17 protein-coding genes and 1 CRISPR repeat array are annotated in these 19,443 nt (G+C 66.2%); of the genes, 9 read left to right on the top strand and 8 right to left on the bottom strand.

Features of this window, described 5'->3' with window-relative positions; translation table 11 throughout:
* Positions 1-137: 137 nt before the first annotated feature.
* A complete protein-coding gene (locus tag VD964_RS15725) occupies positions 138-443 on the bottom strand; it encodes a glutathione S-transferase N-terminal domain-containing protein (RefSeq protein ID WP_324869480.1) in 306 nt (101 codons plus the stop codon).
* A gap of 185 nt (positions 444-628) precedes the next feature.
* A CRISPR array of direct repeats spans positions 629-2,898; the repeat unit is 37 nt; unit sequence GCTTCAATGAGGCCCAAGCATTTCTGCTCGGGAAGAC.
* A 362-nt stretch (positions 2,899-3,260) separates the two neighbouring features.
* Between VD964_RS15725 and trkA the strand changes: the two genes are divergently transcribed.
* The gene (gene trkA, locus VD964_RS15730) at positions 3,261-4,640 is read left to right on the top strand and encodes a Trk system potassium transporter TrkA (protein WP_324869481.1); all 1,380 of its coding nucleotides are present in this window, start codon (positions 3,261-3,263) and stop codon (positions 4,638-4,640) included.
* A gap of 67 nt (positions 4,641-4,707) precedes the next feature.
* Complete coding sequence (locus tag VD964_RS15735; RefSeq protein ID WP_324869482.1) at positions 4,708-6,168, top strand: TrkH family potassium uptake protein; 1,461 nt, start codon at positions 4,708-4,710, stop codon at positions 6,166-6,168.
* 48 nt (positions 6,169-6,216) lie between these two features.
* Here VD964_RS15735 and VD964_RS15740 read toward each other — a convergent pair whose 3' ends face one another.
* Both VD964_RS15740 and VD964_RS15745 read right to left on the bottom strand, forming a co-directional pair.
* Positions 6,217-6,435, bottom strand: coding sequence for a hypothetical protein (locus tag VD964_RS15740; protein ID WP_324869483.1), 219 nt, complete (start codon positions 6,433-6,435; stop codon positions 6,217-6,219).
* 89 nt (positions 6,436-6,524) lie between these two features.
* Positions 6,525-7,496, bottom strand: coding sequence for a DUF4142 domain-containing protein (locus VD964_RS15745; protein ID WP_324869484.1), 972 nt, complete (start codon positions 7,494-7,496; stop codon positions 6,525-6,527).
* Positions 7,497-7,801: 305 nt separating this feature from the next.
* Here VD964_RS15745 and VD964_RS15750 point away from each other — a divergent pair, with 305 nt between their 5' ends.
* The 3 genes from VD964_RS15750 to VD964_RS15760 all read left to right on the top strand — a co-directional run bounded on the left by VD964_RS15750 (position 7,802) and on the right by VD964_RS15760 (position 10,730).
* On the top strand, positions 7,802-9,490 hold the full coding sequence (locus VD964_RS15750) for a GMC family oxidoreductase (protein WP_324869485.1): 1,689 nt from the start codon (positions 7,802-7,804) through the stop codon (positions 9,488-9,490).
* A 51-nt stretch (positions 9,491-9,541) separates the two neighbouring features.
* On the top strand, positions 9,542-10,108 hold the full coding sequence (locus VD964_RS15755; protein WP_324869486.1) for a mismatch-specific DNA-glycosylase: 567 nt from the start codon (positions 9,542-9,544) through the stop codon (positions 10,106-10,108).
* 166 nt (positions 10,109-10,274) lie between these two features.
* Positions 10,275-10,730, top strand: a complete 456-nt coding sequence (locus tag VD964_RS15760) for a hypothetical protein (protein ID WP_324869487.1) — start codon at positions 10,275-10,277, stop codon at positions 10,728-10,730.
* A 10-nt stretch (positions 10,731-10,740) separates the two neighbouring features.
* On the opposite strand, the gene VD964_RS15765 is transcribed toward VD964_RS15760, so the two are convergent.
* Both VD964_RS15765 and VD964_RS15770 read right to left on the bottom strand, forming a co-directional pair.
* A complete protein-coding gene (locus VD964_RS15765; RefSeq protein ID WP_324869488.1) occupies positions 10,741-12,993 on the bottom strand; it encodes a xanthine dehydrogenase family protein molybdopterin-binding subunit in 2,253 nt (750 codons plus the stop codon).
* A gap of 3 nt (positions 12,994-12,996) precedes the next feature.
* Entirely contained in the window at positions 12,997-13,458 is a 462-nt protein-coding gene (locus VD964_RS15770) for a (2Fe-2S)-binding protein (RefSeq protein WP_324869489.1), read from the bottom strand.
* 183 nt (positions 13,459-13,641) lie between these two features.
* Between VD964_RS15770 and VD964_RS15775 the strand changes: the two genes are divergently transcribed.
* From VD964_RS15775 to VD964_RS15785, 3 genes are all read left to right on the top strand, one after another.
* Entirely contained in the window at positions 13,642-14,556 is a 915-nt protein-coding gene (locus VD964_RS15775; protein ID WP_324869490.1) for a LysR family transcriptional regulator, read from the top strand.
* A 156-nt stretch (positions 14,557-14,712) separates the two neighbouring features.
* Positions 14,713-14,943, top strand: coding sequence for a hypothetical protein (locus VD964_RS15780; protein WP_324869491.1), 231 nt, complete (start codon positions 14,713-14,715; stop codon positions 14,941-14,943).
* Positions 14,944-14,978: 35 nt separating this feature from the next.
* On the top strand, positions 14,979-15,308 hold the full coding sequence (locus tag VD964_RS15785) for a type II toxin-antitoxin system HicB family antitoxin (RefSeq protein ID WP_324869492.1): 330 nt from the start codon (positions 14,979-14,981) through the stop codon (positions 15,306-15,308).
* Positions 15,309-15,453: 145 nt separating this feature from the next.
* Here VD964_RS15785 and VD964_RS15790 read toward each other — a convergent pair whose 3' ends face one another.
* From VD964_RS15790 to VD964_RS15800, 3 genes are read right to left on the bottom strand one after another with little or no spacing between them, the layout of a single operon-like run.
* Positions 15,454-16,290 carry an ABC transporter ATP-binding protein gene (locus tag VD964_RS15790; protein ID WP_324869493.1) on the bottom strand — a complete coding sequence of 279 codons (837 nt, stop codon included), beginning with the start codon at positions 16,288-16,290 and terminating at the stop codon, positions 15,454-15,456.
* A gap of 25 nt (positions 16,291-16,315) precedes the next feature.
* Positions 16,316-17,149, bottom strand: coding sequence for an ABC transporter permease (locus VD964_RS15795; RefSeq protein ID WP_324869494.1), 834 nt, complete (start codon positions 17,147-17,149; stop codon positions 16,316-16,318).
* 29 nt (positions 17,150-17,178) lie between these two features.
* Complete coding sequence (locus tag VD964_RS15800; protein WP_324869495.1) at positions 17,179-18,171, bottom strand: ABC transporter substrate-binding protein; 993 nt, start codon at positions 18,169-18,171, stop codon at positions 17,179-17,181.
* Positions 18,172-18,510: 339 nt separating this feature from the next.
* Here VD964_RS15800 and VD964_RS15805 point away from each other — a divergent pair, with 339 nt between their 5' ends.
* Positions 18,511-19,377 carry a 3-hydroxybutyryl-CoA dehydrogenase gene (locus VD964_RS15805; RefSeq protein ID WP_324869496.1) on the top strand — a complete coding sequence of 289 codons (867 nt, stop codon included), beginning with the start codon at positions 18,511-18,513 and terminating at the stop codon, positions 19,375-19,377.
* Positions 19,378-19,443: the final 66 nt, after the last annotated feature.

Below are 19,443 nucleotides of genomic sequence, written 5' to 3' on the forward strand. Positions count from 1 at the left end.
TCAGGCGATAGCGCGGCGGGATCGTCATCCCGCCTTTGACTCACGTCCGCCCCACCAACGCAACACCGGATCACCAACCACCCCCAATGCGCGCAGCGCCTGGGCAACAGCCCAGGCCCAGCCAGCCACGTGAGCAGTTACTCGGCGATCGCCTGGAACTGAAGCGCGGTCCAGCGTGCCGGCCCTGCCGGAGGGAACAGCGGCGCCCGGTCGCCGAGCGAATCGAGATACTCGACGATGACCGGGCTGTCGAACAGGGTGGTGCCATCCTCCAACGTCAGGGCGGGAACCTTGCCCAGCGGGTTGTCCTTGGGCAGGTCGGTATCGGCCGACCACGGATCGGTCGCCACCCGCTCCACCCGATCCTCCAACCCGCGTTCGATGACGACCATCATCACCTTGCGCACATAGGGCGAGGTGGGGCTCCAGCGCAGCTTCAACATGGACGTTCCTTCTCTATTACCGGCCTTCGGCATTGTCGGTTTGCGGAGGCTCCGCTCCACATGTTGCCACCGAACCACCCGCCGGGGGAGTACACCCAGCCATGCACCCCCCAACCGGCAGCCTCCCCGGCAATGCCGGATGATGCCGGGCGGGCGGCTTCGGCGATCATGCCGCACACAGAGTCGGTGCAATGAGGCCCAAGCATTTCTGCTCGGGAAGACGGCCCTCACGGACGAACAGAAGGCTTGGTACGTCAAGCTTCAATGAGGCCCAAGCATTTCTGCTCGGGAAGACCAGAAGGTCGGAGTGGCCGGGTCGCCCAGCTCGCAAGCGCTTCAATGAGGCCCAAGCATTTCTGCTCGGGAAGACCGTGTACTGCGGCAAGGCCCCCGCCGGCATCGCATTGCTTCAATGAGGCCCAAGCATTTCTGCTCGGGAAGACCAGGGTCCAAAATGCTGATAAAGGACGAAGAGCCGTTGCTTCAATGAGGCCCAAGCATTTCTGCTCGGGAAGACGCGGATCGGCATGGCGCTGCCCCAGCCCAGCGGGTTGGCGCTTCAATGAGGCCCAAGCATTTCTGCTCGGGAAGACATGGAGATCATCGGCACCAGCCATGACGCGCAAGCGCTTCAATGAGGCCCAAGCATTTCTGCTCGGGAAGACACGCTCACGCATAAAGGAACCGCCACCATGGCAAAGGCGCTTCAATGAGGCCCAAGCATTTCTGCTCGGGAAGACCTTGCCCCACAGCCCGGCCTTCTTCGCCATGGCTATGGAGCTTCAATGAGGCCCAAGCATTTCTGCTCGGGAAGACGCGGCGACTGCCGGTCCAGAACGGTGGTGCGGGATAAATGCTTCAATGAGGCCCAAGCATTTCTGCTCGGGAAGACCCCGCTGCACCGTCGCGCTCAGGACGATCGTCTTGCCGCTTCAATGAGGCCCAAGCATTTCTGCTCGGGAAGACACCCCGTTCCAGTTGATGACGCTGAGTGCGCATATGCTTCAATGAGGCCCAAGCATTTCTGCTCGGGAAGACAGGCGTTCAGCCAGTCGCCTTCGAAGGGGTGTCCCAAGCTTCAATGAGGCCCAAGCATTTCTGCTCGGGAAGACCGGCCGATGCCGGCCTTACCACCGATGTTGCATTCATCGAGCTTCAATGAGGCCCAAGCATTTCTGCTCGGGAAGACAACTGCGTCCGGATGTCTTTATCCTGCCCAGGAAGGTGCTTCAATGAGGCCCAAGCATTTCTGCTCGGGAAGACATCAGCAGGTCGCGATAGCCGACGTCCGTGGGCTTGTTGCTTCAATGAGGCCCAAGCATTTCTGCTCGGGAAGACGAATAGGTGAGGCCACCTTGAAGGCCTCACCATTCCAGCTTCAATGAGGCCCAAGCATTTCTGCTCGGGAAGACATCGAAGCTTGCCCTTGAGGCTGACATCGACGCGCTGCTTCAATGAGGCCCAAGCATTTCTGCTCGGGAAGACGGCACGGACCTTGCGGCGTGGGCTGCCACCATCATGCAGCTTCAATGAGGCCCAAGCATTTCTGCTCGGGAAGACTATTCATATCTTGATCGGTGCACCCATATTCTGTGCGCTTCAATGAGGCCCAAGCATTTCTGCTCGGGAAGACCTGCATGATGCGCCGGGACGTCCGCGCGGTACGACGCTTCAATGAGGCCCAAGCATTTCTGCTCGGGAAGACCAATTCGGCCCGCTGCCGTGCCTTTCCCCCGACTTCGCTTCAATGAGGCCCAAGCATTTCTGCTCGGGAAGACCATACGGCGATGACGGCCCCCTGCTGGGCGGCGGCAAGCTTCAATGAGGCCCAAGCATTTCTGCTCGGGAAGACCGGCCACCTGTCTGTCGAGAACATGATCGCCATCGTGCTTCAATGAGGCCCAAGCATTTCTGCTCGGGAAGACGATTGTAGCACAACTTGCGGCACGTGAAGAGCAAAACTGGCTTCAATGAGGCCCAAGCATTTCTGCTCGGGAAGACGAGGTCAGCGGCTACGAAGGTGGTCGCTACCGCGTTGCTTCAATGAGGCCCAAGCATTTCTGCTCGGGAAGACCCGTTCTGACATCCGTCCAGATAGCCGATCATCCACGAGCGCATGGCCGCTTCAATGAGGCCCAAGCATTTCTGCTCGGGAAGACGGCGCGGAGTTCTTCGGCGGTAGCCGCGGCGGGATTGCTTCAATGAGGCCCAAGCATTTCTGCTCGGGAAGACCGCTGGACGCCGCCATTCGCGCCCCTTGCCACCGCTGACCGCTTCAATGAGGCCCAAGCATTTCTGCTCGGGAAGACCACCTCCCGGAAAGCCGACTGGATCGCATGGAGGCGGCTTCAATGAGGCCCAAGCATTTCTGCTCGGGAAGACGCGTTGATGATGTGCATGGTCTGGCTGAGCCACTTGGCTTCAATGAGGCCCAAGCATTTCTGCTCGGGAAGACAGGTACCTTACATCCCGCTGATTCGGCGTCAAGTTTATCCGCTTTTTCGAGCGGTGGCCGTTCCTGACCGGACGGTCAGGTTTCATGATCCCGTTACGTTCTGAACGATGTCAAAGATCCCAGTCGAATCAGCGCCTACCCGTTTGCGAGCGGGTCCCGGAGTTTTCCGTGCACCGGAGCGCTCGCACGGCAGTGGCGGCAGCGCAGTGTAGCACAGTGAAAACGGGCCGGCAGGATGGTTTCTGAGCGCCGCCCGGACTCCGCCCGATCCGCTTTGGCTTGCAACGCTTCGCCTTTGCCGTCATTTGCTGACATTGGCCGGTTGGGCTGGAGTGCATCGTGGACAGGCCGGGGGCGGGCGCATGAAGGTGATCATCTGTGGGGCGGGGCAGGTCGGGGCCAGCATCGCGCGGCACCTCGCGTTGGAAGACAACGACATCACGGTGATCGACACCTCGACCGAGCTGGCGCAGCGGATGGACGAAAGCCACGACGTGCGCGGGATGGTCGGCTATGCCTCGCACCCGGATGTGCTGGCCCAGGCAGGGGCGCGGGATGCCGACATGCTGATCGCCGTCACCCATTCCGACGAGGTCAACATGGTGGCCTGCGAGGTCGCCCATTCGGTGTTCAACATCCCGCTGCGCATCGCCCGCATCCGCAAGCAGGCCTATCTGCAGCCGGAATGGTCGGCGATGTTCTCCGCGCAGCATCTGGCGATCAGCGTCGTCATCTCGCCGGAGGTGGAGATCGCCCACAGCATCGCGCGGCGCCTGCGCTCCCCCGGCGCGTTCGAGATGGTGCCGCTCGCCGACGGCAAGGTGCACCTGATCGGCGTCCACTGCACCAACAGCTCGCCCCTGCTCAACACGCCGCTGCGCCGCCTGACCGAGATGTTTCCGGACGTGCGCGCGGCCGTGCTGGCCGTCTTCCGCGACGGCGCCGGCTTCGTGCCAAAGGGGAACGACCAGCTGCGGCTGGGCGACGACGTGCATCTGGTGTGCCGCACCGCCGACATCGTCCGCGTCGTCGCCCTGTTCGGCCACAGCGAGGCGCCGGCCCGCCGTCTGGTCATCGCCGGCGGCGGCAATGTCGGCTTCAACCTGGCGCAGATCGTCGAGCGCCACATGCGCGGCATCTCCATCAAGATGATCGAGGGCAACGCTGACCGGGCGGAGCTGATCTCGCGCTCGCTGCGCTCCAGCACCGTGGTGCTGAACGGCGACGCGCTGGACCACGAGATCCTGGAAGAGGCGCAGGTCGGCCGGGCCGAGACCATCGTCGCCGTCACCAACGACGACGAGACCAACGTCTTCACCTCGCTGCTCGCCAAGCGCGCCGGCTGCGGGCGGGCGATCACGCTGCTGAACAAGACGTCCTACGCGCCGATCGTCGCCGGGCTGGGGATGGACGTGGTGGTCAACCCGGCGGCGGTCACGGTGTCCTCGATCCTGCGCCATGTCCGGCGCGGCCGGGTCGCGGCGGTGCAGACCATCGGCGACAATTTCGGCGAGGTGGTGGAGGCCGAGGCGTTGGAGACCTCGCGCGCGGTCAGCGGCCCCATCGGATCCATCGGCCTGCCGGCCGGCATGATGATCGGTGCGCTGGTCCGCCGCGGGGAGGTCATCATCCCCACCAGCCAGACGGCGATCGAACCGCATGACCGCGTCATCGTGATGGCCACCGCCGATCTGGTGCGCAAGGTCGAAAAGCTGTTCGCGGTCGGGCTGGAGTTCTTCTGATCGGCCGCACCGCCCTGCCCGACACGTCATCCCCTTCCCGCCGCCCATTCCCCTGACCAGAGACATCATGCCGAATTTCAGGCCGATCCTGTTCATCGTCTCCATCGTGCTGCTGGCGCTTGCCGCGACGATGCTGATTCCGGCCGCGGTCGATTTCGCCTATGGCAACCCGGACGCCAGGGTCTTCCTCTATTCGGCCGCCTTCACCGGCGCCTGCGGCGGTGCGATGGCGCTCGGCACCCGGTGCCACCTGCATGGCGGATTGTCGCTGAGGCAGGCCTTCCTGCTGACGCCGCTGACCTGGACCAGCACCGCGGCCTTCGCCGCCCTGCCCTTCCAGTTCGGCCATTTCCCGGATCTGTCGCTGAACTACGCCAACGCCTTCTTCGAAACCATGTCGGGACTGACCACCACGGGATCGACGGTCCTGGTCGGGCTGGACCGGACGACGGAGGGCATCCTGCTGTGGCGGGCGCTGCTGCAATGGATGGGCGGCATCGGCATCATCGGCGTCGCCATCGCGGTCCTGCCGGCGCTGCGGGTGGGCGGCATGCAGCTGTTCCGCACCGAATCCTCCGACCGGTCGCAGAAGGTGCTGCCGCGCGCCCAGCAGATCGCCAAGGCGATCGTCGCGGTCTATGCCGGGCTGACGGCGATCTGCGGGGTCTGCTACTGGCTGGCCGGGATGACGCCGTTCGAGGCGGTGGTGCATGCGCTGACCAGCCTGTCGACCGGCGGCTTCTCCACATCCGACAGCTCCATCGGGCATTTCGAAAGCCCGGTCCTGCATTGGCTGGTGACGCTGTTCATGCTTCTGGGCAGCCTGCCCTTCGTCCTGTATGTCCGCACCCTGACCGGCCAGCGCGACGCGCTGTGGAAGGACAGCCAGGTGCGCACATATCTGGCCTTTCTGGCCGCGGTGATCCTGCCGCTCAGCATCTGGCTGGCGCTGAAGCACGGGCACGATTTCCACGATGCCCTGCGGCTGGTGGCCTTCAACGTGGTGTCGGTCGTCACCACCACCGGCTATGCCTACACCGATTACAGCCAATGGGGAAATCTTGCGGTCGGCGTGTTCTTCGGGCTGACCTTCATGGGCGGCTGCACCGGCTCGACCGCCGGCGGCATCAAGATCTTCCGGTTCGAGGTGATGGTGACGGTGCTGCGCACCCATTTCCTTCACCTGATCTATCCCCGCGGCGTCTTTCCGCGCCAATACGGCAACCGGCAGCTGGACGACGACGTGCTGGGATCGGTGATCGTCTTCTTCGCGCTTTTCTTCACCGCCTACAGCGTGATCACCATCGCGCTGATGGCCCTGGGGCTGGACTTCATCACCAGCGCCAGCGCCGCGGTGACCGCGCTGGCGAATGTAGGGCCGGGGCTGGGCGACATCATCGGTCCGGCCGGCACCTTCTCCTCCCTGCCGGATTCGGCGAAATGGCTGCTGTCTCTGGCGATGCTGCTGGGCCGGCTGGAGCTGTTCACCGTGCTTGTGCTGTTCATGCCCCAGTTCTGGCGGGGCTGAGGGGCCGAACCTGAGGGGGGCCGGCCGGGACCGGCCCCTTATTGCCCCTTATTCGTCCGGATCGCGGTTGGCCGCGTGATCCTGCATCTGCTCGGTCTGCACGGTCTTGCTGTCCAGCCCGCGGGCGTCTGAATGGCGGGACTTGTCGCGGTTCGACAGGACCGCGTTGTCGCCGATGGAACCGGCCGGCAGGTCGGTGGTGGCGCCGGTTCCGGTGCCCTTGCCCTGTCCGCTGGGGCTCATGTGCTTCTTGCTGGCGTTCGCCATCCTTGCTTTCTCCGTCGGTTGGCCGGGGTCGCCGGGAAGTGGATTCCCGGCGCCGCTCGGCTGGTGTCGGCTCAAATCCGCCGCAAGCCTTACTGCGGGTTGCGCGGCTGGGTGCTGTCCAGGCTGTTGGCGGTGCCGTGGGCTGCGTCGTTCTTCATGTCGCCGCCCTTGTTCATGGTGCCGTGGTCGGCGTTGCTGCCGCCGCTGTTGCGCTGGCCCAGCGAGACGGTGTTGTCGTCGTATTTGAACTCGGCCATCTGCTTGACCTGATCCTCGGTCACCTGCCGGGCGACGATGCGGTCGCCATTGGCGTTCAACAGGGTGTAGTCCAGGGCCACCTGCTTGGCGCCGATGCCCAGAATGCCGCCGCGGTCCAGGATCACCTGGGTGGCCTTGCCCGACTGGGCGTCGAGGATGATGTCGGCGACATCGCCGAGCTTGCCGCCGTCCTCGCCATAGACGGCCTTGCCCATCATGTTTTCGAAGCTGGTGCTCTGCTGGGCTGCACCGCTGGTGGAGGCGACGTTCGGGCGCAGGTCGCGGACCTGGCGCAGATGCTGCTCCAGGGTCGGCAGGGCCTGCTCGGCGAAGCGTTTCAGGTCGGCGTCCTGGCCTTTCTCGGCCTGGGTGCGGAACAGGGTGACGGCGGTCTGGTGGGCGTCGATCTGGCCCTGCAGATAGGCGGAATCGAACTGTTCACCCTGCTGACCGCGCAGCTTGTCCAGCTTCTGCTGATGTTCGGAATCGAGCTTGGTCGGCAGCGTCATCGATTTCTGCTGGGCCATCGCCTTCATGGCTTCCGACGTCTTGGTGTGGTCGGCCACCATGTGGTTGCCGAACTGCTTGACGCCATTGTCCTTGGCATGGTCCTGCGCCAGCTTGCCGGCCTGGATCTCGAACATGTCGCTCATCGCGGCCTTCTCGGCGAAGGTCATGTCCTGCTGCGACAGTTGTCCCTTCTCGGTCACGGTCTTCTGCGGCGTCGGCGTCTGGGCCAGCGACAGCGTGGGGGCGGAGAACAGGATCATGGCGGCGGTGGCGAGAAGATGATGGCGTTTCATGGCGGCGGTTCCTGCGATTGCGTGGTTGCCGGTGCGCGTTCATCCGGAGCCTTCCGGCCGGGCCGAGGCACCGTTCTTCCCCATTTCAACCGTCGACTGCGGCCGTCGTTCCCAGCATCATTTCCGCCATCCCCCCCGGCGGCCGGGGCGATGCGGACCGGCTCTCCGGATCGTCCGGGGTGCCGCGCTTGCGTTGAGTATCGGAGTATTGCGGCGCGCCGGGGGTATAGCCGAATGCGTGCTCGGCCTAGGCTACGTGTCCGGGGCAAGAAGGGACGGCTTATATCCCTGGTACGGAGGCCAGTTTGCTTCGTGACGCCCGCCATGTCCTGAACGGTACCCATATCGATTGCGACTTGTGCGTGATCGGTGGGGGTGCCGCCGGCCTGACCATAGCGCGCGAGCTGGCCGGCAGTTCCTGCAGCGTCGTCCTGCTCGAAGGCGGCGGGCTGGAGGTCGAGGGCATTTCCCAGGCGCTGTATGCCGGCCGCAACGTCGGCCTGCCGTATGAGCGGCTGACCACCGCGCGCAGCCGCTATCTGGGCGGCAGCACCAACTGCTGGGGCGGCTTCTCCCGCCCGCTGGAGCCGGGCGATTTCGCCGAACGGTCCTGGATTCCAGACAGCGGATGGCCGATCCCGCGCGACACGATGATGCCTTATTATGAGCGCTCGCAGAGCGTGCTGGGCCTGGGTCCGTTCGAATACGACAATGATTTCTGGATGGAACGGGTCGGCGGGCCGAAGGCGGCGCTGTTTCCGGTGGAAGACCGGGGCGGCGATGGTTTCGAGAACCGGGTCGCCCAGCTCAGCCCGCCGATCCGCATGGGCGAGGCCTACCGTGCCGAGATCGGACGCGCCGCCAACATCACCGCCTTCCTCAACGCCAACGTCACCGGCCTGGATACCAACCAGACCGCCACCGCGGTGGAACGGGTGCAGGTCCGCACGCTGGAGGGCCCGAGCTTCACCGTCGGCGCCCGGATGTTCGTGCTGTGCTGCGGCGGCATCGAGAATGCGCGCATCCTGCTGCTGTCCAACAAGGTGCAGGCGGCTGGGCTGGGCAACGGCAACGATCTCGTCGGCCGCTACTTCGCCGACCATCCGCGCTTCAAGACACCGCCGATCCGCCTGACCCAGCAGGGGCGGCACCGCACGCTCTACGACGTCAGCCTGTGCCTGGCGCGGCGGCGTCTGCGCCGGCCGCACCCGTCGGTGGCGCTGGCGCTGTCGCCGACGGCGGAGTTTCAGGAACGCCACGCGCTGCCCAATTCCCGCACCTATCTGGTCGCCTCCTACCATTCGGCGGCGCTGGACGCCTTCAAGGCGATGCGCGACCTGCGGCTCCTGCCCTCGCGCCACAGCTGCCGGCGCTTCGGCGTGTCGGAGGACGAGGCGGTGAGCCTGCTGCGCAATGCCGGCCCGCGTATCCTGCGAAGCATGCCGCAGCTCGCCCACGCCCTGTTCGACAGCATCATCGATCCGGGCTGGCTGTCCCGGCGCTTCACCCTGGAAACGGTGCTGGAGCCCGTCCCCAATCCCGACAGCCGCGTGACGCTGGACCATGCCACCGACCCGTTCGGCTGCAACCTGCCGCGGGTGGACTGGCGGCTGACCGAGCAGGACCGCCGGGGCGCGGCCGAGACCCAGCGCCTGCTGCGCGAGGATCTGCTGCGCCGCGGCCTGATCAAGACGGACGGGCGGCCGGACGAGTCCGCCGAGGCGACGATGGCGGATGTCGGCTGGTGCTGGCACCACATGGGCACGACGCGCATGCACGAATCGCCGCGCCACGGCGTGGTCGATGCGGAAGGCCGCGTGCATGGCGTCGGCAACCTCTACATCGCCGGCAGTTCCGTTTTCCCCACCATGGGCGCCGACCACCCGACCATGACCATCGTGGCACTGGCCTTGAGAATGACCGACCGCATCCTCGCGATGCTGCAGGACGAACGGAGCAGTCCGCCTGCCCCCGCGGTCGCCGCCTCGCTTTGAGCGGGGCGGCGGAGTCCTATATTTCCTCTCCCTGCGGAGAGGAACCGACCGATGGACCTGTTCGACGATGCTCCGGCCCCTCCCCCGGAAGGGATGCCGCCTGCCGCCGGGCCATTGCCCGACATCGTGGCGCCGGGGCTCGACTGCCTGTTCGTGGGCTTCAACCCCGGCCTGCGGTCGGGCGCGCTCGGTCACCATTATGCCGGGCGCGGCAACCAGTTCTGGCGCCTGCTGCATGAGGCCGGGCTGACCCCGCGCCTCTACCGGCCGGAGGAGGACGTCACCCTGCCGGCCATCGGCCTGGGCTCCACCAACCTTGTCGCCCGCGCCACCGCCGGCGCCGCCGAACTGTCGCGGGCGGAGCTGCGCGGCGGGGTGCCGCGGCTGGCGCGGATCGTCGGTTTCGTCCGGCCGAAGGTATTGGCCTATACCGGCAAGGGGGTTTATCTGGCGGCGACCGGCCTGCCGGACGCGCCGTGGGGGGCGCAGGAGCGCCCCCTGTTCAACGGCGTCGCCGACGTGGTGGTCCCGTCGCCGAGCGGCCTCGCCCGCCTGCCCTTCGAGGAAAAGCTGCGCTGGTTCCGCAAGGTGCGGGCGGAGATCGACCGGCGGCGCTGACAGCAGCACTGACATGGGGGCTGCCGCCATCGGGGTGCCGCACCCGCGCCGAAGGGAGCATGCCGGCGGGCGGAGGGATGAGCGCCGGGGGCACTCCCCCTGTTCCGGCCTTTCGCCGGGAAAGACCGACACGTCCGGGGCGTCGATAGGCCATGCTGTGCGCCGCATGACCGTTATCGCACGACGCAACTCCAGCCATGACCGGTTGCCGCCTCCGGACGGGGACGCGGGACCGGATCCCGTCGCCGCCCGGCTGCGCCGCCGGCATTGGATGGTGGTGGCGCTGGCCGTTCTGCTGCTGGCCGCGGTGGTGCGCGCCGCCGCCTATCTGACGGCGCTGTCACCAGTGGCCGCAGGCGCGGCGACGAGCGCTGCAGTCGACCCCTGGGGGCCGCATCCGCTGGGGACGCGGCCCTGGCAACTCGCCCGGCTTCTGAGCAGCGAACCGCCGGAAGCGGCGGAGCGTGTCGCTCCCACCGCTCTGCCTGCCTCTCCGATACGGCCGGACACAGCCTTGCGGCTGCTGGTGGATCAGGGCTGGACCGCCTTGCGGCCTGCTGCGATCCCGGCCGCCGCACGGACGGCCGGGATCGCCGTTTCACCGCAGTCCGCTTCGCCTTAGCTGTCCCGCCTCAGCTGACGATGCCGTTGCGGCTGAAGGGCAGCGTCTGCTGCGGCTGGCCGGTCACCGAGAAGACGGCGTTGGCCACGGCGGGCGCGGCGGTCGGGACGCCGGGCTCGCCGGCGCCGGTCGGCCGTTCGCCGGACGGTACGATGTGCACCTCCACCGCCGGCATGTCCGACATCCGCATCGGCAGGTAGCTGTCGAAGTTGGCCTGATCCACCACGCCGTCGGTCATGGTGATCTCGCCGCGCAGCGCATGGCCGATGCCCCAGCCGGTGCCGCCCTCCATCTGCGCCTTGACGATGTCGGGGTTGATGACCTGGCCGCAGTCGATGGCGACGACGACCCGGTCGACCTTGACCTGACCCTTGGCGTCGACCGTCACGTCGGCGACATGGGCGACATAGGTGTTGAAGCTTTCGTGCACGGCGACGCCGCGGCCCTTGCCCTGCGGCATGGGCTGGCCCCAGCCGGCCTTTTCCGCCGCCAGCTTCAGCACGCCGGCCAGACGCGGATGGTCCTTCAGCATCTCCAGCCGGAAGGCCACCGGGTCCTTGCCGGCCGCCTTGGCGAGCCGGTCGATCATCACCTCCTTGGAATAGGCGGTGTGGGTGTGCCCGACCGACCGCCACCACAGGGTGGTGACCGGCGAGGCGACGGTGTGGGCGTCCACCGCCAGATTCGGCACGGCATAGGCCATGTCCGACGCGCCCTCGACCATCGTCGCGTCGACGCCGTTCTTGACCATCACCGCCTCGAAGGGCGTGCCGGCCATGAAGCTCTGGCCGACGATGCGTTGCTTCCAGGCCACCAGGGCCCCCTTGGCATCGACTGCCGCCTTGATCCGGTGCAGGAACAGCGGACGGTAGCGGCCGCCCTTGATGTCGTCCTCGCGCGTCCAGACCAGATGCACCGGCGCCTTGGGATAGGCCTTGGCGACCATCACCGCCTCGGCGATGTAGTCGGCGTTGGTGGTGGCGCGCCGGCCGAAGCTGCCGCCGGCCCACTGGGTCTCAATCTTCACCTGTTCCGGCTTGCAGCCCAGGATATGGGCGGCGACCATCTGCTCCACGCCCTGGAACTGGGAGCCGGCCCAGATGGTGCAGCCACCCTCCGGGTTCAGCGCCACCACGGCGTTCAGCGGCTCCATCGGCGCATGGGCGAGATAGGGGAAGACGAAGTCGCCCTCCACCACATGGCCGCCCTTGGACGACGCCTCGGCGAAGGCCTTGTCGGCATCGCCCTTGCCGGCGGCGACAGCGCCCGGCTGGTCGGCCAGCTTGCGGTAGTCGGCCAGCATGGTGTCGGTGCCGCGCATCTCGGACTTGGCATCGTCCCAGGTGACCGTCAGAGCCTCGCGGCCCTTCATGGCGGCCCAGGTGTTCCTGGCGATCACCGCGACGCCGACCGGCAGGCTCACCACCTCGATCACGCCCGGCACCTTGCGGGCCGCCGCGTCGTCGACGCTCTTCACCGTGCCGCCGAAGCGGGGGCTGCGGGCCAGAACCGCCGTCACCTGATCGGGGCGGCGGATGTCCATGGCGAAGATCGCTGTGCCGTTGGTCTTGCTGATGTGGTCCAGCCGGTGCAGGTCCGGCTTGCCGATCAGCACATAGTCCTTGGGGTCCTTCAGCTTGACCTGCTGCGGCACGGGCAGCTTCGCCGCCTCCTCCGCCAGTTCGCCGAAGGTGAGGCTGCGGTTGCTCGCCGCATGGCGGACGACGCCCTTCGACACCGTCACCTCGCCGGCCGGCACGTTCCAGCGGGCGGCAGCGGCGGCGACCAGCATGGCGCGGGCGGCGGCACCGGCCATCCGCAGTTCGTCCCAACTGTTGGCGATGGCGGTGGAGCCGCCGGTGCCCTGGATGCCGAACATGTGGTTGGCGTACAGCTTGCTGTCGGCCGGGGCGAAGGCGCCGCGCACCTGGGCCCAGTCGGCGTCCAACTCCTCCGCCACGATGGTGGCGAGGCCGGTGACGATGCCCTGGCCCTTGTCCAGATGCTTGGCCAGCACGGTGACCGTGTTGTCCGGCGCCACGATGACGAACAGCTGCGGGCGCGGGTCGGCCGGGCCGACCGTCTTCGCCGCGGCGTCAGCGGCCAGCGCCGGCAGCGGCACATGCGCGCCGACGACCAGCGCGCCGGCCCCGGCGCCGATGGCCTTCAGGAATCCGCGGCGCGAGGGGGCGGACAGCGGCGCAAGCGAAAGATCGGCAGCGAACCCATTCCGGGCGGCCTGACGGATCAGATGATGCAGCATGGATCAGGCCCTCATCGTTTGGGCGGCATCCTTGATCGCCGCGCGGATGCGGACATAGGTGGCGCAACGGCAGACATTGCCGTCCATCGCCGCATCGATGTCCTGGTCGGTCGGGTTCTGGTTGTCGGTCAGCAGCGCGACCGCGCTCATGATCTGGCCCGACTGGCAATAGCCGCACTGGACGACGTCCAGCTTCTGCCACGCCGCCTGGACGGCCTGCGCCGCCTTGCCCTTCACGCCTTCGATGGTGGTGACCTTGCTGTCCGGCCCCAGCATGCCGACCGGGGTCTGGCAGGCGCGGGTCGGCGTGCCGTCGACATGGACGGTGCATGCGCCGCACTGGGCGACGCCGCAGCCGAACTTGGTGCCGGTCATGTTCAACTCGTCCCGCAGAACCCACAGGAGGGGCATGTCCTCGGGCACGTCGACCTGACGGTTCTCGCCGTTGACGTTGATGCTGATCATGGCTCTTGCCTCTTTCTCCCTGAACGGAACCGCCGGAGTGTGGTGACGACGAGTCCGTTGCCCGGTTGCGGGCGTTGGCTACGAATTGAAGATTTCTTGATTGTTGGCTGCTGGGTCAGCTCTGCCTCGACAGAATACACCGTCTAGTGCACAATGAAGTAGGCGGCTTTGGTTCATATCGTCATGAAAGCTATTCATAACCCGGCGCTCGACCTGAACCTGATCAAGGTGTTCGACGCGCTGCTGGAGACCCGCAACGTTTCCCGTGCGGCCGAGGCGCTGGGCGTCAGCCAATCGGCGGTCAGCCACGCGCTGGGCCGGCTGCGCACGCTGGTCGGCGATCCGCTTTTCGTGCGCACCGGCAACCGGATGGAGCCGACGCCCCGCGCCCAACGGCTGGCGGAGCCTCTGCGCGACCTGCTGGTCGGCGCCGCCCGCGCCCTGTCGGCGGAGGAGGACTTCGACCCTCATCGGGAGGAACGGAGCTTCAGCATCTCCACCCCCGATTCCATGCAGGCGGTTCTGCTGACCGGCATCCTGCGCGATGCGGCAGAGGGCGACCTGCGGGTGTCGGTCGCCTTACGCAGCCTCGATCCCGACGCCATGCTGGATGCGCTGGACGACGGCACCCTCGATCTGGCGATCGGCTATCTGCCGGAACTGCGGCGCTGGCACGACCGTCAGGTCCTGTACCGGGAGACCCATGTCTGCCTGTACAACCCGGCTCTCGTGCCGGTCACTCCGCCCATCGGGCTGGAGGATTACACCCGCTACCCGCACCTGATGCCGTCCCTGCGCGGCGGCCTGACCAGCTTCATCGACGACGAGTTGGCAGCGCTCGGTACGAGCCGGCGCGTCGCCGCCTCCACCACCCAGTTCCTGGCGATCCCGATGATCCTGATGCGGGCGCCGATGCTGACCTCGCTGCCCGCCCGGCTGGCCCGGCTGTGTGCCGACGCGCTCGGCCTCGCCACCAGCCCCCTGCCCTTCGATGTCGGCGACTATGAGATGTCGATGATCTGGCACCGCCGCAACACCGGCTCCCCCTCCCACAGCTGGCTGCGCCAACGCATCGGCGAGGAAGCGGCGAAGCTCTGACGCGAAACGGAAAAGGGCGCACATGGCGGGGCGCCCCTACACAAAGTTGTTACGGTCACAGCCGATTTTTCAGCGGCGACCGCGCAGATCGAACATTGCTATCCGACCGCGCCAGCGCTAGGCTATGATAGCGTTATTGATACTATGGCAACGCAAATGGCGAAGATCGAGGACATTCTGCGGCGGATGCGGACCGTGCCGCACGATGTACCCTTCGCAGACGTTGCAAAGGTCTGCGAACACTGCTTCGGCACACCGCGTCAACGCGGAACAAGCCACGCCGTATATCGCACCCCTTGGGCTGGAGATCCCCGCGTGAATATCCAGGAGGGCAAGAACGGCAAAGCCAAGGGGTTATCAGGTAAAGCAGGTCGTGCAAGCCATTGACCGGCTGCTGGCGCAGGGACGACAGGAGAACGAGGATGCCGAATAGCCATTACACGTACCGTGTCACGTGGTCGCCGGAAGACCAGGAGCACGTCGCCACCTGCGCAGAGTTCCCCAGCCTTTCCTGGCTTGATGAGGACGAGATCAACGCGTTGCGCGGCATCCGCTCGCTTGTGGCAGAGACGGTAGAGGACATGCGCGCGAATGGCGAGGCCGTCCCCGAGCCGCTGGCCGACCGAGAGTTTTCGGGGAAGATTCTGTTCCGCACCACGCCCGACGTGCATCGCCGCCTAGCAATCGAGGCAGCTGAGGCGAAGGTAAGTCTAAACCGCTACATGAACGCCAAATTGTCGCTGAACGGTTAGCCACCGAAGATTTCTTCGGCAATGTCCATCCTGGAAAAACGAGGCCCTGCAAGACTTTGCACGTCTTAAAGGGCCTCGCTGCAACACTTTTGCATAGGGGCTGGCCGTTGCAGGGCGCCCCTTCCATTTCGCTTGGGTCCCCCGGTCAATCGGCTGTGACGGACCGGATTTCGTCCTGGCTGAAGCGCTGCTGCTCTTCCATCACCATCTGCGACAGCTCCCGCTTCAGGCGGTTGAACTCCGGGGCGGAGCCGTCGCGCGGACGGGGCATGTCGACGATGACGTCACGCTTGATGGTGCCCGGCCGGTAGGTCATCACGATGATGCGGTCGGCCAGATAGATGCTCTCCTCGATGGAGTGGGTGACGAACAGGATGGTCTTGCCGACCTCCTCCCAGATGCGCAGCAGCTCGTCCTGAAGCGTGCGGCGGGTCAGGGCGTCGAGCGCGCCGAACGGCTCGTCCATCAGCAGGATCGGGCTGTCGAGCGCCAGGACACGGGCGATGGCGACGCGCTGGCGCATGCCGCCCGACAGATCCTTGGGGAAGCGGTTGCGGAAGTCCTGCAGGTGCAGCTTCTGCAGCAGCCACTCCACCCGCTCGGCGATCTCGGCCTTCGACATGCCCTTGATCTCCAGGCCGAAGGCGACGTTCTGCGCCACCGTCATCCAGGGGAACAGGGCATATTCCTGGAACACCATGCCGCGGTCGGGACCGGGTTCGGTGATGGTGCGGCCATCGACGGTGACGCTGCCCTTGGTCGGCGGCTGGAACCCCGCCACCGCGTTCAGCAGCGTGGACTTGCCGCAGCCCGACGGCCCCAGCAGGCAGACGAACTCGCCCTTGCGGATGTCGAGGTCGATGTTCTGCAATGCCACGATCTTCTGCGGGCCGACGGAGAAGGTCTTCTCCACCCCACGAACCTGGATTTGGACCGGGGCCGTCTCGGCGACGGGCGCGGTGTCGGCAACGGTCTTCAGCATGGGCGTCATCTCCATCCCCTCCCCATCAATTCTCGAGCCCGCGGTGCCAGCGCAGCAGGTGGTTGTTCAGGCGGTTCATGCCGATGTCGATGGCGAGGCCCAGCATGCCGATGGTGAACATCCCGGCGATGATCTTGTCGGACCACATGAACTCGCGTGCTTCCAGGATACGGAAGCCGAGGCCGGAGTTGACGGCGATCATCTCCGACACGATCACGACGATGAAGGCGGTGCCGATGCCGATCCGCGCGCCGGCCAGGATGTAGGGCGTGGCGGCCGGCAGGATGACGCGGACGAACATGGTCAGCTTGCCGGCGCCCAGGTTGCGGGCGGCGCGCAGATAGATGCCGTCGACATGGCGCACCCCGGCGATGGTGTTCATCAGCACCGGGAAAAAGGCGCCGATGGCGATCAGGAACACGGCCGGCGCATTGCCCAGCCCGAACCACAGGATGGCCAGCGGGATGTAGGCGATCGGCGGGATCGGCCGCAGCACCTGCATCAGCGGGTCGAACAGCGCATAGACGCGCGGGTTGCCGCCCATGGCGAGGCCCAGCGGAAGCGCCAGCCCGGCGCCGACGGCGAAGCCCAGCACCACCCGGTACAGGCTGGACCAGGCGTCGAACAGCATCTCGCCCGACAGCGCCCACAGGATCCAGCTGGACTGCGCCGGATCATAGGCCTCGGTCGGCAGCAGATAGGCCCACCAGCGCTCCACCACCGCGACGGGAGAGGGCAGGACCACCGGGTTGATCAGGCCGGACGTGGACAGAACCTGCCACAGCACGATCACCAGCACGGGAACCAGAGAGCCGCGCAGCATGGCGGCGGGCGAGAAACGGGTCTTGGCTTGGGACATGGGGCGTCCTCCTTCCGCTGGGTGTCGGCTCAGTTGGTCTTGACTTCACCGGTCCTGATGGAAGCCTTCGCCTTTTCCAGCAGGTCCAGCTTCACCCAGTCGGCGGCCTTCGGCGGGTTGTCCATGCGGCCGACGCCGAACTTCTGCATCATGTCGGTCGTGACCTGCACGTGATGGACCGACAGGTCGTAGCTGTAGGGGGAGTTGCCGATCGCGTCGCGGAAGTCCTGGCTGCTGATCTGGCCCTTGAACATCTGCTCGCGGACATACTTCTCCGCCAGATCGGGATTGGCGATGAAGGTCGCCGTCGCCTCGACGAAGCAGCGGACCAGCCGCTCGGCGACGTCGCGCTTCTTGTTGTAGAAGTCCTCGGTGATGACCAGCGAGCGGACCGGCTCGCCCAGTTCGGTGTCGTAGGGCTTGATCACCTCGACGCCGAAGCCCTTGTTGATGGCTTGGCTCGACTGCGGTTCGGACTGCGACATGGCGTCGATGCTGCCGGCCAGCAGGGCCTGGTTCATGTCGGCGTAGGCCATGTAGACGATCTGCACGTCCTTGCCCGAACGGTCGGACCAGCTCAGCCCATGCTTCGCCAGTTCGGCCAGCAGGATCAGCTCCTGCGCGCCGCCGCGCGGGGTGGCGACCTTCTTGCCCTTCAGGTCGGCGATGGACTTGATGCCGGCGTCCGGCTTGGCAACGATGCGCGCCCCGCCCTTGGCGAAGCCGGCCACCGCATAGATCGGCACGCCCGACGCACGGCCGGCGATGGCGGCGTCCACCGCGCTGGCGGCGACGTCGATCTCGCCGGCGACGATGGCCGGCAGGATGTCGATGCCCTTGGGGAAGACCCGCTCCTCGATCTTCAGGTCGTACTTGCCGGCAATCTCCTTCATGTAGGAAACAGCACCGTAATGGGCGAATTTCAGGTTGCCGAGTCGGACCAGATCGGCGGCCGACGCGGCCTGGGTGGCGAGTGCGGCGGCGGCAAAGGCGGCGGCGGCAAGCAGGCTCTTCCGAAGCATCGATTCTCTCCCCTGGGGCTTGGTCCGCGGCCCGTCGCCGCGGTTGCCTCGGAGAAGAGCAAGGGGCATGCCATAGTCAGTTCGCCGCGCAAACAGTTGAAAACCCTCGACCTGGCCATTCGGACTAAGCCTCGGATCGGCGGATTTCCGCCTGCGCGCCCGACGGCATCGGCGGATTTCCGCCGACCTGCGATTGGGACGGGGCTGCGGCAGGTCGACGCGCCGGCCGGAAGGTCCCTATGCCGCATACGACAAGTCATCGCAGCGCAACGAAAAAGCGTGTAGAACTTGCTGCACCTGCGAACCAACGCAACTGCCAACCGATAGGGACAAGGAACAATGGCCGAGAGCATGGGAATCGAGACCATCGGCGTCATCGGCGCCGGACAGATGGGCAACGGCATCGCCCAGGTCTGCGCCGTCGCCGGCCTGACGGTGGTGATGACCGACATCTCCGAGGAAGCGGTGCAGCGCGGCCTGTCGACCGTCGGCGGCAGCCTGGACCGTCTGGTCAAGAAGGAGAAGATGACCGCCGCCGACCGCGAGGCCGCCGTCGCGCGCATCACCGCCACCACCGACAAGTCGAAGCTGGGTGCTTGCGATCTGGTGATCGAGGCCGCGACCGAGAATGAGGATCTGAAGGTCAAGATCCTGAAGGACCTCTGCGCGACGCTGAAGCCGGAGGCGCTGGTCGCCACCAACACCTCGTCGATCTCCATCACCAAGCTGGCGACGGCCACCGACCGTCCGGACCGCTTCATCGGCCTGCATTTCTTCAACCCGGTGCCGCTGATGGCGCTCCTGGAGATCATCCGCGGCATCCAGACCAGCGACGACACGCATGCCAAGGCGATGGCCTTCGCCAAGCGCGTCGGCAAGTCGCCGATCACCGCCAAGAACAGCCCCGGCTTCGCCGTCAACCGCATCCTCTGCCCGATGATCAACGAGGCGATCTTCGCGCTGCAGGAAGGCATCGCCACGGCCGAGGACATCGACGCCGGCATGAAGGCGGGCTGCAACCACCCGATCGGCCCGCTCGCGCTCGCCGACCTGATCGGTCTGGACACCATGCTGTCGGTGATGGAGGTCTTCTATGAAGGCTTCAACGACCCGAAGTACCGCCCGGCCCCGCTGCTGAAGGAAATGGTCGACGCCGGCTACCTCGGCCGCAAGACCGGCCGCGGGTTCTACGACTACAGCAAGTGATGTTTGGGGGGCGTTGCGGACAGGTGATGCCCCCTCCCTCCCTCCCCCGCTTCGCGGGAGAGGGGA

Origin of the sequence: Azospirillum sp. (assembly GCF_035628975.1) — a bacterium.
Taxonomy (GTDB): Bacteria; Pseudomonadota; Alphaproteobacteria; order Azospirillales; family Azospirillaceae; genus Azospirillum.

Excerpts from the sequence above, each read along its gene's own strand:
- VD964_RS15755 (WP_324869486.1), top strand. The coding sequence starts at position 9,542 with ATGGACCTGTTCGACGATGCTCCGGCCCCTCCCCCGGAAGGGATGCCG.
- VD964_RS15745 (WP_324869484.1), bottom strand. The coding sequence starts at position 7,496 with ATGAAACGCCATCATCTTCTCGCCACCGCCGCCATGATCCTGTTCTCC.
- trkA (WP_324869481.1), top strand. The coding sequence starts at position 3,261 with ATGAAGGTGATCATCTGTGGGGCGGGGCAGGTCGGGGCCAGCATCGCG.
- VD964_RS15735 (WP_324869482.1), top strand. The coding sequence starts at position 4,708 with ATGCCGAATTTCAGGCCGATCCTGTTCATCGTCTCCATCGTGCTGCTG.
- VD964_RS15795 (WP_324869494.1), bottom strand. The coding sequence starts at position 17,149 with ATGTCCCAAGCCAAGACCCGTTTCTCGCCCGCCGCCATGCTGCGCGGC.
- VD964_RS15740 (WP_324869483.1), bottom strand. The coding sequence starts at position 6,435 with ATGGCGAACGCCAGCAAGAAGCACATGAGCCCCAGCGGACAGGGCAAG.
- VD964_RS15770 (WP_324869489.1), bottom strand. The coding sequence starts at position 13,458 with ATGATCAGCATCAACGTCAACGGCGAGAACCGTCAGGTCGACGTGCCC.
- VD964_RS15780 (WP_324869491.1), top strand. The coding sequence starts at position 14,713 with ATGGCGAAGATCGAGGACATTCTGCGGCGGATGCGGACCGTGCCGCAC.
- VD964_RS15805 (WP_324869496.1), top strand. The coding sequence starts at position 18,511 with ATGGCCGAGAGCATGGGAATCGAGACCATCGGCGTCATCGGCGCCGGA.
- VD964_RS15800 (WP_324869495.1), bottom strand. The coding sequence starts at position 18,171 with ATGCTTCGGAAGAGCCTGCTTGCCGCCGCCGCCTTTGCCGCCGCCGCA.
- VD964_RS15775 (WP_324869490.1), top strand. The coding sequence starts at position 13,642 with ATGAAAGCTATTCATAACCCGGCGCTCGACCTGAACCTGATCAAGGTG.
- VD964_RS15760 (WP_324869487.1), top strand. The coding sequence starts at position 10,275 with ATGACCGTTATCGCACGACGCAACTCCAGCCATGACCGGTTGCCGCCT.
- VD964_RS15725 (WP_324869480.1), bottom strand. The coding sequence starts at position 443 with ATGTTGAAGCTGCGCTGGAGCCCCACCTCGCCCTATGTGCGCAAGGTG.
- VD964_RS15765 (WP_324869488.1), bottom strand. The coding sequence starts at position 12,993 with ATGCTGCATCATCTGATCCGTCAGGCCGCCCGGAATGGGTTCGCTGCC.
- VD964_RS15785 (WP_324869492.1), top strand. The coding sequence starts at position 14,979 with ATGCCGAATAGCCATTACACGTACCGTGTCACGTGGTCGCCGGAAGAC.
- VD964_RS15790 (WP_324869493.1), bottom strand. The coding sequence starts at position 16,290 with ATGCTGAAGACCGTTGCCGACACCGCGCCCGTCGCCGAGACGGCCCCG.